The following is a 12,896-nucleotide window of genomic DNA, read 5'->3' as shown; positions in this document are numbered from 1 at the left end:
AGCTCATCCACGGTTGTGGCCGGAGGGGTAACGGGCGACTTCGCCACGCGTCTTGGCCGGTGGCCACCGGCCAAGACGCTAAATCGCTTCCATCGCACAAATCATGCCCGTGCAGATACAAGGGGTTGTCTCCACGGCGACGGTATGTCCGGAGAGAACCCTCACTCAGCGATCGCCAATCCTAGACGTGCTGGCCACCATTGATGTGGATTTCGGCGCCGTTCACGTAGGAACTGGTTTCCGTGCACAGGACATAGATGATCTTGGCGACTTCGTCGGGCGTGCCCAGGCGATGCATCGGGATCTGCTGCTCGACGATCTTCTCGGTGCCCGGCGACAGGATCGAGGTGTCGATCTCGCCCGGCGCGATCGAGTTGACACGGATGCCGACGCGGCCGAAATCGGACGCCATCTCGCGCGTCAGCGCCGCGAGCGCCGCTTTCGATGTGGCATAGGCCGCGCCCGCGAAAGGATGCACGCGGGAGCCCGCGATCGAAGTGACGTTCACCACCGCACCCTTGGCGGTCTTCAATTCGTTGATCAGCCCGCGCGCCAGCATGATCGGCGCGAAGAAGTTGACGCGGAAGACATGCAGCCAGGTGTCGATATCGGTGTCCATGGTACCGAGCCGCGTGCCGCCCGACCCCTTGGGCGAGATCGCGGCATTGTTGACGAGCGCGTGCAGCTCGTCGTTCTCCAGCCGCCTGCGGATTTCCGAGATCGCGCGCACGGTGTCGTCATGGTCGCCGAAATCGACCTCGATGTGATCCTCAGGTCCGGCGCCCCAGGGGCAAACTTCCGGAAAGGCGTGCCGCGAGCAGGTGATGACGCGCCAGCCGGCCGAGGAGAAGCGGATCGCGGTAGCATGGCCGATGCCGCGGCTGGCGCCGGTCAGGAGTAGCGTGCGCCGCGGCGCGTTCGATGTGTTCGGCATTGGACGGCTCTCTCGTTCTTCGTCATGCCCGGCCTTGTGCCGGGCATCCACGTGTTCGGACTGGCTCGAAACTGAGACGTGGATGGCCGGGACAAGCCCGGCCATGACGGTCTGAGTTTTACGGATAAAGCCTTACTTTGGACCAGGCCTGGCTTGGGCCCTCGCGGCGGAATTCGATGCGGTCGTGCAGGCGGTAGGGACGGTCGTGCCAGAACTCGATGCTGACAGGCGTGATGCGCCAGCCGCTCCAGCCTTGCGGGCGCGGCACCTCGCCGATCACATATTTCGCGGCGGCTTTCGCGATCGCCTGCTCGAAGGCGAAGCGGCTCTCCAATGGCTGCGACTGCTTGCTGGCCCAGGCGCCGAGCTGCGCCTGCTTCGGGCGCGTCGCGAAATAGTCGTCGGCCTCGGCGTCGCTCACCTGCGACACGTTGCCGCGGATGCGCACCTGACGGCGCAACGATTTCCAGTGGAATAGTAAAGCGGCCTTAGGATTTGCGGCGAGTTCGCGGCCCTTGGCGCTGGCGATGTGGCTGTAGAACACGAAGCCGTCCGCGTCATAGCCTTTCATCAGTACCATCCGCACGTCCGGCAGCCCGTCGGGATCGACGGTTGCGAGCGCCATCGCGTTGGGATCGTTCGGCTCGGACTTGGCTGCTTCGGCAAACCATTCGGCGAACAGCGCAAATGGTTCTTCCGCGGCGGTAAAATCACCCGATGTTAACGGTGTAGGGTGTTTGATGGAGGTCGTGTCTGTCATGTCAGGAGTCCAGCGTTGCGTCCGTCGGCCTCAGAGCGCGCGTTACTCGCCCTATATAGGACGTCCTTATATAGGGCATGGGGACGCGTTGGCCTATCGGCGATCCGCCCGGCGGGGACGGTGATGACATTGGTTCTAATCGGCCTCGGGGCCGGCGGTTGCGCCCTGTCGCGCGGCGACAGTTTCGCCCGGCTGGACGACAAGGACTTGACGGGTGCGCTCGGGGCGACCCAGGTAAGGGCATCGGCGCCGACCGACAGCGACCTCGCCTTTGCCCGCAACGCCGCCTCCGACGTGCTGACCAAGGGCGACAAGGATTCCAGCCAGGCCTGGGAAAATCCCGAGACCGGCGCGCGCGGCTCGGTGACGCCGCTGTCCCAGGCTTACGCCGCCGAGGACGGACGGACCTGCCGGGATTTCCTGGCGAGCTACGTCAACGGCCGGACCGAAAGCTGGCTGCAGGGCGCCGGCTGCCGGACCGGACGTGGGCGGTGGGAGATCCATAATCTGAAACCTTGGCGATCCTGATCGCTGAAAGCAGTTGCAAAAATGCCACTGCGTCCCCAAATGACACCGAGGTGGGCGACAAGCCCGAAAATTTCAGGTCTGATTTCCCGTGAAGGAGACGTGACGGATGCGCGACCCCTATGAGGTCCTGGGGGTGCCGCGGGGCGCCAGCGGTGCCGCGATCAAGAGCGCCTATCGCAAGCTCGCCAAGAAGCATCATCCCGACAGCAACAAGAACGATCCGAAGGCTGCCGAGCGTTTTGCCGAGATCAACTCGGCCAACGAAATCGTCGGCGACGAGGAGAAGCGCAAGCAATTTGACCGCGGCGAGATCGACGCCGAGGGCAAGCCGCGCTTCCAGGGCTTCCCCGGTGGAGGCTTTGGCGGTGGCGATGCGCGGGGTCATGCTGGTCCGGGCGGGTTCGAAACCTATACGTTCCGCAGCGGCCCCGGCGGCGGCACGGGCGGCGGCGCCGCGGGCTTCGAGGACATCCTCAACAGCATGTTCGGCGGCGGTGCGCGTGCGCGCAGCGGCGGCACCCAATTTGAATTCGACACCGGTGGTGTCGGGCTCGACCTCGACCTCAGCGTCGCCATGACGGTGTCGCTGGAGGAGGCAGTGAAGGGCGCCGAGAAGCGCGTCCGCCTGCCGACCGGCAAGGAACTCAACGTCAAGATTCCCGCCGGCGTCAGCTCGGGCCAGCAGATCCGGCTGAAGGGGCAGGGCGAGACGGCGCCCGGCCATCGCCCGGGCGATCTCCTGATCACCGTGACGATCGCGCCGCATCCCTTCTTCAAGGTCGACGGCAACGATCTCAGGATCGAGCTGCCGATCACACTGTACGAGGCGGTGCTGGGCGGCAAGGTCCGCGTGCCGACACTTGGCGGCGCGGTCGAATTGTCGATCCCCAAGAACACCTCAAGCGGGCGCACGTTCAGGCTGAAGGGCAAGGGCCTGCCGAAGTCGGGCGGCGCGGGCGACCTCTATGCCACCACCCGCATTATCCTGCCCGACGGGAACGATGCGGAGCTGGAAGCATTGATGCAGAAGTGGCGCGACCAACATCCTTACAATCCCCGCAGCGATCTTGGCTGAGGGTGCGGCCTCGAGAGGGGGACCAGCGCAGTACCAAACCCCAATCGAGGCCGCGAGCGCCGATCGGCGGATCGGGCGCTGCGCGATAACGCGGGAACATCCGGTGCGATTCTGAGACGCGCCGATGTCCTTATTCCAGATTTTCGATGACGGAATTGGGACGTCGAGCAAGTGTGGCTATTGCATCACGAACGTCCGCGAAATGCGGGCGTTTTCGCAAAACCCGGTATCATCCGGTCTTTCGAATCCGTGTACGCGAACTACATAAGGTAGTGCGATGGCGCTTTGCGCTGTCGCAGCCCTCCTTGGGCGTTTCCTCCCTAGACTTGGGCCGCTTGCTGTCGCAGGTGGCCCTTTTTTCTCAGCCCCAGCAGAGGACCCTGTAGACCGGATGAAGCGAAGCGCAATCCGGGGCCGGTCGATCCGCGCACGATCCGCTAAGTTGCCCCACGCGAACTCGCCCCGGGTTGCGCTACAAGCTACAAGAAGAGCGGTCGTTGGTGTAAGTCCGTGATCATGGTCCGGTATCGGCGCAACTTCCTCCCTGGCGGGACCTTTTCTTCACCGTGACGCTGGATGATCGCAGCTCGTCTGCACTGGTGGACCATGCCTCGCTGTTGCGCGCGGCGTTCCGAAAGACTCGCAACGAGCGCCCGTTTGTTCTCGATGCCGTGGTTGTTCTTCCCGATCACCTGCATGCCATTATGACCCTGCCTGAGGGGGACGCGGATTTCTCGGACCGATGGCGCCGAATCAAGTCAGCCTTCACCCGCAGCGTCGCGGCCGCGGGCGTCCCGCTCTCACGTGACCACCGCGGCGAATACGCTCTTTGGCAGAAGCGCTTCTGGGAGCACACGATCCGCGACGAAAGCGATTTCGAGCGCTGCGCCGATTACACCCATTTCAATCCGGTCAAGCATCGGCTGGTCGGCTCAGCGGTCGATTGGCCGTTCTCCTCGCTGCATCGCTATGTTCGTGCCGGAATATTGCCCCGCGACTGGGGCGGATCTGGTGAGGCGGATGGTGGGAACTTTGGAGAGCGAGCGGATTAACCTGCACGCAGCCCCTGTAGCCCGGGTGGAGCGCAGCGCAACCCGGGGCAGGGTAGCGCGGCGCGCGACTCCGTTCCCAGGTCGGAGAGGCTATCCCCGGGTTACGCTGCGCTCCACCCGGGCTACAAGGGCGCTCCCGCTCCGAGCTACCCGCCGGTCCTTTCCATCTGGTCGTAGACGGCTTGCGCGATCTGGGTCAGGCGGTTGCGGTCGCTGCCGCCGCTGACGACATAGCCGACGCCGCGGTCGGCCCAGAACAGCGCGCCTTCATTGCCGTGCGTGGCGTAACGCATCTGCGTGGTCTCGGCCTGTGCCTTGGAGGCGTAGACCGTGAAGCGCTCGCCGGAGGCGCTCTCATACATCAGGAAGGAAGCCGGCCGCCCGGTCGGGCCGGGCAGCAGCCGGCCGCCAACCAGCTTCAATCCCGCCGCCGACATATCCGGCGCGCGCACGTCCCAGCCGCAGCGCTTGGTCAGCCAGGCCTGCAAATGGGCGCGCTCATCGCCGGGCACCTCGACCGGATGGCGGACCTCGACCACATAGAGCCGGTGCGCGTCCATCGCATCGAGCGTGAAGCTCTGCAGCGGCGAGGGCGTGGCTGCCGCGCCATGCGCGATCCAGCCGACGCCGCCGCCGGCAATGAACGCCAGCAGCGTCGCGGCAATGGCGCCATAGACCAGCTTGCGCGGCTGACGCACGAGCTGCTCGATCTCGAGCCGCTTCGGCACCGCCTCGTCGGCGACCGAATCGTAGCGCGCATGCAGCACGTCGGCCATGGCGAGCCACGACCGCACCCGCTCGGCGTCATCAGGGTGCGCTGCCAGCCACGCCTCGACATCGCCGCGGCGCTCCGCCGGCAATTCGTTGTCGACATAGGCGTGCAGCTCGTCCTCGGTGACGGGAATCCTGGGGTTGGTCATCGCAGTCGTCTCTGTCTAATTCTCAAGAAAAGAAATCGCCTCAACCTGATGTCATGGCCATGCACAACGCCTGCCATCACTTCACCCGCCTCAGCGCCGTCGCCCGTTCGCCCTCGAGGAAGGCTTTAACGTGGGCGCGAGCGCGCGCAAGCCGGGACATCACGGTGCCGATCGGCACGCCCTGGATGTCGGCGACCTCGCGGTAACTCAATCCTTCCAGCATCACCAAGAGCAGCGCCGCGCGCTGCTCTTCCACCAGCGTCGCCAGCGCGCGGGCGATGTCGCGGCCTTCGGCTTCCGTGCCGCTGGCGTCCGGATTGTTGTCCAGCAGCGGCATGAATTGCGGCCGCCGCGCCAGCGAGCGCCGGCGGTTCTTGTTGAGGTTGGTCAGGATCGTATAGAGCCAGCTCCTGACGTCGCCGCCGAGGAACAGCCGCTCCGAGCGCAGCGCCCGCACCAAGGTGTCCTGCACCAGGTCGTCGGCGATATCGGCATCGCGCGCGAGCGCCCGCGCGTAGCGGCGCAGTGCCGGGATCATGGCTTCAACACTCTGCCGGAACGCGGTCATGACACCGGAATCTTCATCCTGCTTCGGCTCGGACGCCTACTCAACATAACACCTGAGTGACTTGGCTATTCCTTGTAGCGATTTGTAGCCCCGGGTGGCGTTTCGCTCCACCCGGGCTACAGGATCGGGCAAAATGGCCGTGAAGGGGGCTGTACCGCGGTGGAGCGCTGGTGTACCTCCGAATACCAAATCCAACGCGGGAGTGGACAGCGGATGGCACAGAAATCGGGTCTGATGCAGGGCAAGCGCGGCGTGATTCTTGGCGTCGCCAACAATCGCTCGATCGCCTGGGGGATCGCCAAAGCCTGCCACGACGCCGGCGCCGAGATTGCGCTCACCTGGCAGGGCGATGCGCTGAAGAAGCGGGTCGAGCCCTTGGCGAAGGAATTGAACGCGCTGCTGCTCGGCCATTGCGACGTCACTGACGCTGCGACCATCGACGCGGTGTTCGACGTCGCTAGGGAGAAGTGGGGTAAGATCGATTTCGTCGTGCATGCGATCGCCTTCTCCGACAAGGACCAGCTCGACGGCCGTTACATCGAGACCACGGCGGAGAATTTCTCCAAGTCCATGCTGATCAGTTGCTACTCGCTCACCGCGATCGCGCAGCGGGCCGAGAAGCTCATGACCGACGGCGGCTCGGTCATCACGCTCACCTACTACGGCGCGGAGAAGTGGATGCCGCATTACAACGTGATGGGCGTGGCGAAAGCGGCGCTGGAAGCGAGCGTGCGCTATCTGGCCGCCGATCTCGGCGAGAAGAACATCCGCGTCAACGCGATCTCGGCAGGTCCGATCAAGACGCTTGCGGCCTCCGGCATCGGCGATTTCCGCTACATTCTGAAGTGGAACGAGTACAACGCGCCGATGCGGCGCACGGTCACGATCGAGGAGGTCGGCGACAGCGCGCTCTATCTGTTGTCCGATCTCTCGCGCGGCGTCACCGGCGAGGTGCATCACGTCGATTCCGGCTATCACATTGTCGGCATGAAGCGTCCCGATGCGCCTGACATTTCGCTCGCCAAGGAATAGCTGCGCGTCGATAGCAATGCCAACAATCTACTACATCCGCCATGGCGAGACGGCATGGAACGCGGAAGGCCGGCTTCAGGGCACCCTGGATATTCCGCTGAACGATCGCGGGCGCGCGCAAGCGTCCCATGCCGGCCATGTGCTCGCCGACCTGCTCACGCGCGACGGATATGACAGGGCATCGCTGCCCTACGTTTCGAGTCCGCTCGGACGGGCGCGCCAGACCATGGAGCTGGCGCGTCGCGCGCTGGAATTGCCGCCCGGGGATTATTCGCTCGACGACCGGTTGCGCGAGATCGGCTACGGTGTCTGGGAAGGCTCGACGCTGGCGGAGATGCGACTCGCCGATCCCGAACTCTACGCCAAGCGCCAGACCGCGAAGTGGACGATGGCGCCCGAGGGCGGGGAGACCTACGCCGCGGTGCAGCTTCGGGTGCGCGACTGGTACGACTCGCTCCTGGCCGACACCGTCACTGTGGCCCATGGCGGCACCTGCCGCGCCCTGATGGTGTCGCTCGGGATCGAAACCCCTGATAGCGCCGCGGACCTCTACATCGAGCAGGGCGCCGTCTATGTGTTTCGCGACGGCGGGCTGGTGAAGTATAGTTAAGGCGCTCGTAATTGAGCGGTCATTCCGGGTTCGATGCTTTGCATCGCCCCGGAATGACAGCCTGCCGCGTTTGACCGTGGTGTCCCCACGCGTTACGACAAGTCAGTATTGACTTACGAGTTAGGCGACGAATGTCCCATAACACCTTCGGCCATTTGTTCCGGGTCACGACCTTTGGCGAGAGCCACGGGGTCGCGATCGGCTGCGTGGTCGACGGCTGTCCGCCGCTGATCCCGCTGACGGTTGAGGACATCCAGCGCGATCTCGACCGCCGCCGGCCGGGGCAGTCCCGCTTCACCACCCAGCGCCAGGAGCCGGATGTGGTGAAGATCCTGTCCGGCGTGATGGCCCATCCGGAGACCGGCGTGCAGGTGACGACGGGCACGCCGATCGGCCTCCTGATCGAGAACACCGATCAGCGCTCGAAGGACTATTCCGAGATCAAGGACAAGTTCCGCCCCGGCCATGCCGACTTCACCTATGAGGCCAAATACGGCCTGCGCGATTATCGCGGTGGCGGCCGCTCCTCGGCGCGCGAGACCGCGACCCGCGTCGCCGCCGGCGCGATCGCGCGAAAGGTCCTGCCGGAGATCAAGATCCGCGGCGCGCTGGTGCAGATGGGCCCGCACAAGATCGATCGCGACAAGTGGGATTGGGACGAGATTGGCTGCAACCCGTTCTTCTGCCCGGACAAGGACAAGGCGGCGTTCTTCGAAGACTATCTCGATGGCATCAGGAAGAAGGGTTCATCGATTGGCGCGGTGATCGAGGTCGTGGCCGAGGGCGTGCCGCCCGGGCTCGGCGCGCCGATCTACGCCAAGCTCGATAGCGAGCTGGCGGCCGCGATGATGAGCATCAATGCGGTGAAGGGCGTCGAGATCGGCGCCGGGTTCGGCGCGGCCGAATTGTCGGGCGAGGAGAACGCCGACGAGATGCGCACCGGCAATAACGGCGTGCGTTTCCTGTCCAACAACGCCGGCGGCATCCTGGGCGGCATCTCCACCGGCCAGCCGGTGGTGGTACGTTTTGCGGTGAAGCCGACCTCCTCGATCCTGTCGCCGCGGCTGACCGTGGACCGCAGCGGCACCGACACCGATATCATGACCAAGGGCCGCCACGACCCCTGCGTCGGCATTCGCGCCGTGCCGGTGGGCGAGGCAATGATGGCCTGCGTGCTCGCCGATCATTTCCTGCGGCACCGGGGACAGGTTGGATAGAACCTGACAAGACAGAGGCCGTGATGCAGATCGACATCAGGGGGATCGCGGACTGGCTGATCGACGGTGCTAGGTCGACCCCTGTTGTCACCGACATGATCTCCGAACTGTGCGGGCGCCTGGTTGCAGCCGGCATCCCGCTGTGGCGGGTCGGATTCTTCATCCGGACGCTGCATCCCGAAATCTATGGGCGCAACTTCATCTGGAAGCCCGGTGAGGCCGTCGTCATCCGCTCGGTTGACTTCGACATCAGGCAAACGCCGGAGTTCATCGCGAGCCCGCTTGCGATTGTCTTTGGCGAGGCCAAGGAGGTGCGGTGCCGCACCGACGATCCCGAGAGCCGGCGCTTTCCTTTCCTCGACGACATGCGCGCAGAAGGGGTGACCGATTATGTGGCCATGCCGCTGCGCTTCATCGATGGCTTCACACACGCTTCCAGTTGGACCACCAAGCAGGCGGGCGGCTTCACCGATGAGCAGCTCGCCGCACTGCGATCGGTCCTGCCGGCGCTGACGCGCCTGATCGAGGTGATCGGCCTTCGCCGCATCGCCGCGACCCTGCTCGACACTTATGTCGGCAACCGCGCGGGCATGCGCATCCTCGATGGTCAGATAAGGCGCGGGCATGGCGAGACCATGCACGCGGCGATCTGGCTGTCGGACCTGCGCGGCTTCACCGCGTTATCGGATCGGCTACCGGCCGAGACCGTCGTCGACATGCTCAACCGCTATTTCGACTGCCAGGTCGCCTCGATCCGCGCCCATGATGGCGAGGTGCTGAAATACATGGGCGATGGACTGCTCGCGGTTTTTCCGATCGACGAGTATGTCGGGGATGCGCAACAGGTCTGTTCGCATGTGTTGGAAGCCGCGCAGGACACGCGGACCAGCGTCGAGGCGCTGCAGTATCCGGTCGGCGACGTCGTCGAGCGTTTCCGTTTCGGCGTTGCGCTGCATGTCGGAACAATTCTCTATGGCAATATCGGCGGCGGCAACCGGCTCGACTTCACCTGCATTGGTCCTGCGGTGAATCTTGCCGCACGACTGGAGAAGATCGCCGGCCGGCTTGGCCGCACCGTCGTGGCCTCCGAAGGCTTCGCCGGCATCTGCCGCGGCGGCTGGGATGATCTCGGCGAATTTCCGATCGCAGGCTTCTCAAAGGCCCAGCGCGTCTATGGCCTGGCGGGCGATGCGTCGCAAACTCTCTCGTAGCCCGGGTGGAGCGAAGCGCAACCCGGGATGGGCTCTCTCAGCACGCTGAGGATTTCCCGGGTTGCGCTGCGCTCCACCCGGGCTACGTCTGCGGCTGGCAGCAAGCTATTCCTCCGGCTCGGTCGTAAACAACAGCGGATAGCCCTTGGCGCGGCCGGCATCGGTGGCGCGTGTCGCCTTTGTCTCGGCGACGTCCTTGGTGAAGACCGCAACCACGCAGACGCCGCGCTGGTGTGCGGTGAGCATCACCTTAAAGGCCTGGTCCTCGGTCATGCGGAATTCCGCCTTCAGCACGGTGACGACGAATTCGCGCGGCGTGTAATCGTCGTTGATCAGGATAACCTTGTGCAGGCGCGGCCGTTCGACCTTGGTCTTGACCTTGGTTTTCGGGGTGGTGACGGTGTCGCTCATGGCGCGGCACTTCCTGCTGCTCTGCGAACAGAAAAGAATATCGCCTTCCCGGCAATCCTGGAACCGGCGGTTTTTGCACAGGCTCCTTGCAGGAGCGGGACGATCGCGGGCAAACGACAAAACCTCGCCAAAATCGGGGCAAGCACAAGGCCAAGCTTTAGATTTGGACGGAAGGCTAACCTGAATGTGAAGGACAAATGATGTTCGCCCTTTGCGCGGCGCAGTTTGCGTGTCACCATTGTTGACGTTCGACGGGAGGGCAGCTCATGCGCTGGTATGTCTCGATCGGGGTTGTGCTTGTCGCAGGCTGGCTTGTCGGCGGCGATGGGGCCGGCATCGCCGCGCCCGGGCCAGGCAACCAGGGCACCCGCCCGGTGGCGGAGAAGGACGCGAACCCCACCGTCGATGTCGAACTGATACTGGCCGTCGACGTCTCCTATTCCATGGACATGGACGAACTCGCGATCCAGCGCGAGGGCTACGCGCAGGCAATCGTATCGAAGGAATTCCTGCAGGCACTGAAGGCCGGTCCGAACGGCAAGATCTCGGTGACCTATTTCGAATGGGCCGCTTCCTCTGATCAGAAGATCATCATCCCCTGGCGGCTGATCGACGGCCCGGAAACCGCCGATGCCGTTGCCGCCGAGATCATGAAGACGCCGATCCGCCGGGCGTCGCGGACCTCGATCTCGGGTGCGATCAATTTCGCGGTGCCGCTGTTCGACGAAGATCCGTATCGCGGCCTCAGGCGCGTGATCGACATTTCCGGCGACGGCCCCAACAACAACGGCGCGCCGGTCTCGACCGCGCGCGACGCGGCGCTGGAGAAGGGCATCGTCATCAACGGCCTGCCGATCATGGTGAAGGAGCCGTCCTATTCCACCATGGATATCGACAATCTCGATCAATATTACGAGGACTGCGTGATCGGCGGTCCCGGCTCTTTCGTGGTGACGATCAAGGAGCGTGAAAAATTCAAGGAAGCGATCCGCACCAAGCTGCTGATGGAGGTCGCCGGCCGCACGCCGGAGCGCAAGATCGTGCCGGTGGCCGAAAAGGAGCCGCGCGTGAGCTGCATGATCGGGGAAAAGATCTGGCAGGATCGGTGGGGAAGGTAGGTTTTCTTCCGTAGGGTGGGCGAAGCGCAGCGTGCCCACCATCCACGTTCGGTGCAAGAAACGGTGGGCACGCTGCGCTTTGCCCACCCTACGTTCTATGACGCCTCGCGCATCACCTGTTCGGGTGCCCGGCGCAGGGAGTTCGGCAGACCAGGGCCTGTGCCAAAGCGCATGATGATGTCCGGGCGCCGCTCGCCAAGCCCCATGACCGCAGCGAATTGCGAGCGGACCGCGGCCACCTCGACCGGTTGATTGACGAACGCATATTTCAGTCCGAGCGCGGTCGCCTGCAGTCCGAAACGCTGGCAGGCGCGGCCGACCGCGATCCAGTGGGCCTTGTCGCTGGCATCGGATGCAAGGACGACGACACCCGCTGAACTTACGATCTGCTCGCGGTACTTCTTGTTCTCTCCCTCTTCGGTCAGGAAGAAGCCGAGAAGCGGTCGGGCAATCCACGCGGGCAGCGCGGGATTTCCGGAGCAGCGCGAGAACAGTCCGTCCATCCTCGCCATGGCGTCGGCTTCGCTGAAGCGCAGCCAGCGTCGCAGTTCGTCCATGAATGCCTTGTCGCGCATCTGTGCCGAGTTGCCCTGAACGACGTAATCGGCGACGTCTGCGATCCCGGCCCGGTCGCTTATCATGATGGTCGAGACGCCGGGCTCCCGACATGCGCTCTCCAGCAGGCGCAGCGTCTCGGGTGAAACGGGCTTGCCATCATAGATCGTGCGGCTGCTCTGGCGAACCGTGATCGCCTCGGCGAGCGGCGAGCGCGAGGAGGGGGCTGCTTCCAGATCGATCACGATCTCGTCGCCCTCGGCGACCGCATTCGCCTTGAGTCCAAGCATCGAGGCTGCCAGCACGAGGTTTTCCGCGGCGCATCCCAGGCTGACGAAGAGATGGTGGTCGTCCGGATCGACCACGGCGCATCTCCGCGTGAAGTCCGGCGCAATGACGATTCTGTCGGCAGCCGCGGTGAAGGTCCAGGGCTGCGTGTTGTGGCTGTTGGCTGCCAGGCTCGCAAAGCGCACGAGTTCTCGGTTTCGCGGCGTGGACCGCAACGGCGCTCTGACGATGCCGGCCGCCTCCTCATACGTCATTGCTGCTGCTCCTGCCTGCGACGACGGGCCTATGATCGCCGCCGCGCCAAGCCCAAGCGCGGTTCCGAAGATCTGTCGTCTATCGATGAGCATCGACCCGCTTCCAACCAGATTTCGCACGGAAGCAGTTAGCGCAACCGGGAGCCGGGGCCGTTGACCGAGGTCAAGAGTTCGTTGTGCTACTACGCAAAGGAGCCCGCGGCATTTCTTTCCTTCTCCCCTTGTGGGAGAAGGTGGCGTGGGTCCTGACCGGCTACATGGGTAACAGAATAGACCGGCGACATGGGTAACAGGTCAACTGGTCGGCAAGGAGGACCTTGCCGATGGGGTGGAAGGAGACCTGTACCGTGGAAGAGCGGATGC

Annotated in this window: 13 protein-coding genes and 1 pseudogene; 8 read left to right on the top strand and 6 right to left on the bottom strand. The window is 64.2% G+C overall.

Annotation, left to right across the window (positions count from 1 at the left end; translation table 11 throughout):
- Positions 1 to 181: 181 nt before the first annotated feature.
- Together ACZYOF_RS38210 and pdxH are read right to left on the bottom strand one after the other, a co-directional pair.
- Positions 182 to 934: an SDR family NAD(P)-dependent oxidoreductase gene (locus ACZYOF_RS38210; protein WP_463718988.1), complete on the bottom strand. Its 753-nt coding sequence runs from the start codon at positions 932 to 934 to the stop codon at positions 182 to 184.
- Positions 935 to 1,052: 118 nt separating this feature from the next.
- Positions 1,053 to 1,694: a pyridoxamine 5'-phosphate oxidase gene (gene pdxH, locus ACZYOF_RS38205; protein WP_463718987.1), complete on the bottom strand. Its 642-nt coding sequence runs from the start codon at positions 1,692 to 1,694 to the stop codon at positions 1,053 to 1,055.
- Positions 1,695 to 1,817: 123 nt separating this feature from the next.
- Here pdxH and ACZYOF_RS38200 point away from each other — a divergent pair, with 123 nt between their 5' ends.
- The 3 genes and pseudogenes from ACZYOF_RS38200 to ACZYOF_RS38190 all read left to right on the top strand — a co-directional run bounded on the left by ACZYOF_RS38200 (position 1,818) and on the right by ACZYOF_RS38190 (position 4,349).
- Complete coding sequence (locus ACZYOF_RS38200) at positions 1,818 to 2,222, top strand: RT0821/Lpp0805 family surface protein (RefSeq protein ID WP_130582383.1); 405 nt, start codon at positions 1,818 to 1,820, stop codon at positions 2,220 to 2,222.
- 106 nt (positions 2,223 to 2,328) lie between these two features.
- A complete protein-coding gene (locus tag ACZYOF_RS38195) occupies positions 2,329 to 3,297 on the top strand; it encodes a DnaJ C-terminal domain-containing protein (protein ID WP_463718986.1) in 969 nt (322 codons plus the stop codon).
- A gap of 516 nt (positions 3,298 to 3,813) precedes the next feature.
- Positions 3,814 to 4,349, top strand: a pseudogene (locus tag ACZYOF_RS38190) (REP-associated tyrosine transposase).
- Between the two features lie 146 nt (positions 4,350 to 4,495).
- On the opposite strand, the gene ACZYOF_RS38185 reads toward ACZYOF_RS38190, so the two are convergent.
- Entirely contained in the window at positions 4,496 to 5,269 is a 774-nt protein-coding gene (locus ACZYOF_RS38185; RefSeq protein ID WP_463718985.1) for an anti-sigma factor family protein, read from the bottom strand.
- Positions 5,270 to 5,345: 76 nt separating this feature from the next.
- Positions 5,346 to 5,837: a sigma-70 family RNA polymerase sigma factor gene (locus ACZYOF_RS38180; RefSeq protein WP_027578930.1), complete on the bottom strand. Its 492-nt coding sequence runs from the start codon at positions 5,835 to 5,837 to the stop codon at positions 5,346 to 5,348.
- 213 nt (positions 5,838 to 6,050) lie between these two features.
- On the opposite strand from ACZYOF_RS38180, the gene fabI reads away from it, so the two are divergent.
- From fabI to ACZYOF_RS38160, 4 genes are all read left to right on the top strand, one after another.
- Positions 6,051 to 6,869, top strand: coding sequence for an enoyl-ACP reductase FabI (fabI, locus tag ACZYOF_RS38175; protein WP_463718984.1), 819 nt, complete (start codon positions 6,051 to 6,053; stop codon positions 6,867 to 6,869).
- Positions 6,870 to 6,879: 10 nt separating this feature from the next.
- The gene (locus ACZYOF_RS38170; RefSeq protein ID WP_282529684.1) at positions 6,880 to 7,479 is read left to right on the top strand and encodes a histidine phosphatase family protein; all 600 of its coding nucleotides are present in this window, start codon (positions 6,880 to 6,882) and stop codon (positions 7,477 to 7,479) included.
- A gap of 131 nt (positions 7,480 to 7,610) precedes the next feature.
- Positions 7,611 to 8,696, top strand: a complete 1,086-nt coding sequence (gene aroC / locus ACZYOF_RS38165) for a chorismate synthase (protein WP_463718983.1) — start codon at positions 7,611 to 7,613, stop codon at positions 8,694 to 8,696.
- A 23-nt stretch (positions 8,697 to 8,719) separates the two neighbouring features.
- On the top strand, positions 8,720 to 9,907 hold the full coding sequence (locus ACZYOF_RS38160; RefSeq protein ID WP_463718982.1) for an adenylate/guanylate cyclase domain-containing protein: 1,188 nt from the start codon (positions 8,720 to 8,722) through the stop codon (positions 9,905 to 9,907).
- A gap of 105 nt (positions 9,908 to 10,012) precedes the next feature.
- Here the strand turns inward: ACZYOF_RS38160 and clpS are convergent, their stop codons facing one another.
- Positions 10,013 to 10,318, bottom strand: coding sequence for an ATP-dependent Clp protease adapter ClpS (clpS, locus tag ACZYOF_RS38155; RefSeq protein WP_130582388.1), 306 nt, complete (start codon positions 10,316 to 10,318; stop codon positions 10,013 to 10,015).
- A 266-nt stretch (positions 10,319 to 10,584) separates the two neighbouring features.
- On the opposite strand from clpS, the gene ACZYOF_RS38150 reads away from it, so the two are divergent.
- A complete protein-coding gene (locus tag ACZYOF_RS38150; protein WP_130582389.1) occupies positions 10,585 to 11,436 on the top strand; it encodes a DUF1194 domain-containing protein in 852 nt (283 codons plus the stop codon).
- A 95-nt stretch (positions 11,437 to 11,531) separates the two neighbouring features.
- Here ACZYOF_RS38150 and ACZYOF_RS38145 read toward each other — a convergent pair whose 3' ends face one another.
- Positions 11,532 to 12,626 (bottom strand): Acg family FMN-binding oxidoreductase, encoded by a 1,095-nt coding sequence (locus ACZYOF_RS38145; protein WP_463718981.1) that lies wholly within the window; start codon positions 12,624 to 12,626, stop codon positions 11,532 to 11,534.
- Positions 12,627 to 12,896: the final 270 nt, after the last annotated feature.

It is taken from the genome of Bradyrhizobium sp. LeoA1Lang (assembly GCF_055413685.1).
Note: the sequence above shows the minus strand (reverse complement) of the source record. Positions and strands in the feature narration are given on the sequence as shown.

What these genes read in the sequence shown, in the direction of transcription:
- ACZYOF_RS38210 (WP_463718988.1), bottom strand. Translation starts at nt 934, where the DNA reads ATGCCGAACACATCGAACGCGCCGCGGCGCACGCTACTCCTGACCGGC.
- pdxH (WP_463718987.1), bottom strand. Translation starts at nt 1,694, where the DNA reads ATGACAGACACGACCTCCATCAAACACCCTACACCGTTAACATCGGGT.
- ACZYOF_RS38200 (WP_130582383.1), top strand. Translation starts at nt 1,818, where the DNA reads ATGACATTGGTTCTAATCGGCCTCGGGGCCGGCGGTTGCGCCCTGTCG.
- ACZYOF_RS38195 (WP_463718986.1), top strand. Translation starts at nt 2,329, where the DNA reads ATGCGCGACCCCTATGAGGTCCTGGGGGTGCCGCGGGGCGCCAGCGGT.
- ACZYOF_RS38185 (WP_463718985.1), bottom strand. Translation starts at nt 5,269, where the DNA reads ATGACCAACCCCAGGATTCCCGTCACCGAGGACGAGCTGCACGCCTAT.
- ACZYOF_RS38180 (WP_027578930.1), bottom strand. Translation starts at nt 5,837, where the DNA reads ATGACCGCGTTCCGGCAGAGTGTTGAAGCCATGATCCCGGCACTGCGC.
- fabI (WP_463718984.1), top strand. Translation starts at nt 6,051, where the DNA reads ATGGCACAGAAATCGGGTCTGATGCAGGGCAAGCGCGGCGTGATTCTT.
- aroC (WP_463718983.1), top strand. Translation starts at nt 7,611, where the DNA reads ATGTCCCATAACACCTTCGGCCATTTGTTCCGGGTCACGACCTTTGGC.
- ACZYOF_RS38160 (WP_463718982.1), top strand. Translation starts at nt 8,720, where the DNA reads ATGCAGATCGACATCAGGGGGATCGCGGACTGGCTGATCGACGGTGCT.
- clpS (WP_130582388.1), bottom strand. Translation starts at nt 10,318, where the DNA reads ATGAGCGACACCGTCACCACCCCGAAAACCAAGGTCAAGACCAAGGTC.
- ACZYOF_RS38150 (WP_130582389.1), top strand. Translation starts at nt 10,585, where the DNA reads ATGCGCTGGTATGTCTCGATCGGGGTTGTGCTTGTCGCAGGCTGGCTT.
- ACZYOF_RS38145 (WP_463718981.1), bottom strand. Translation starts at nt 12,626, where the DNA reads ATGCTCATCGATAGACGACAGATCTTCGGAACCGCGCTTGGGCTTGGC.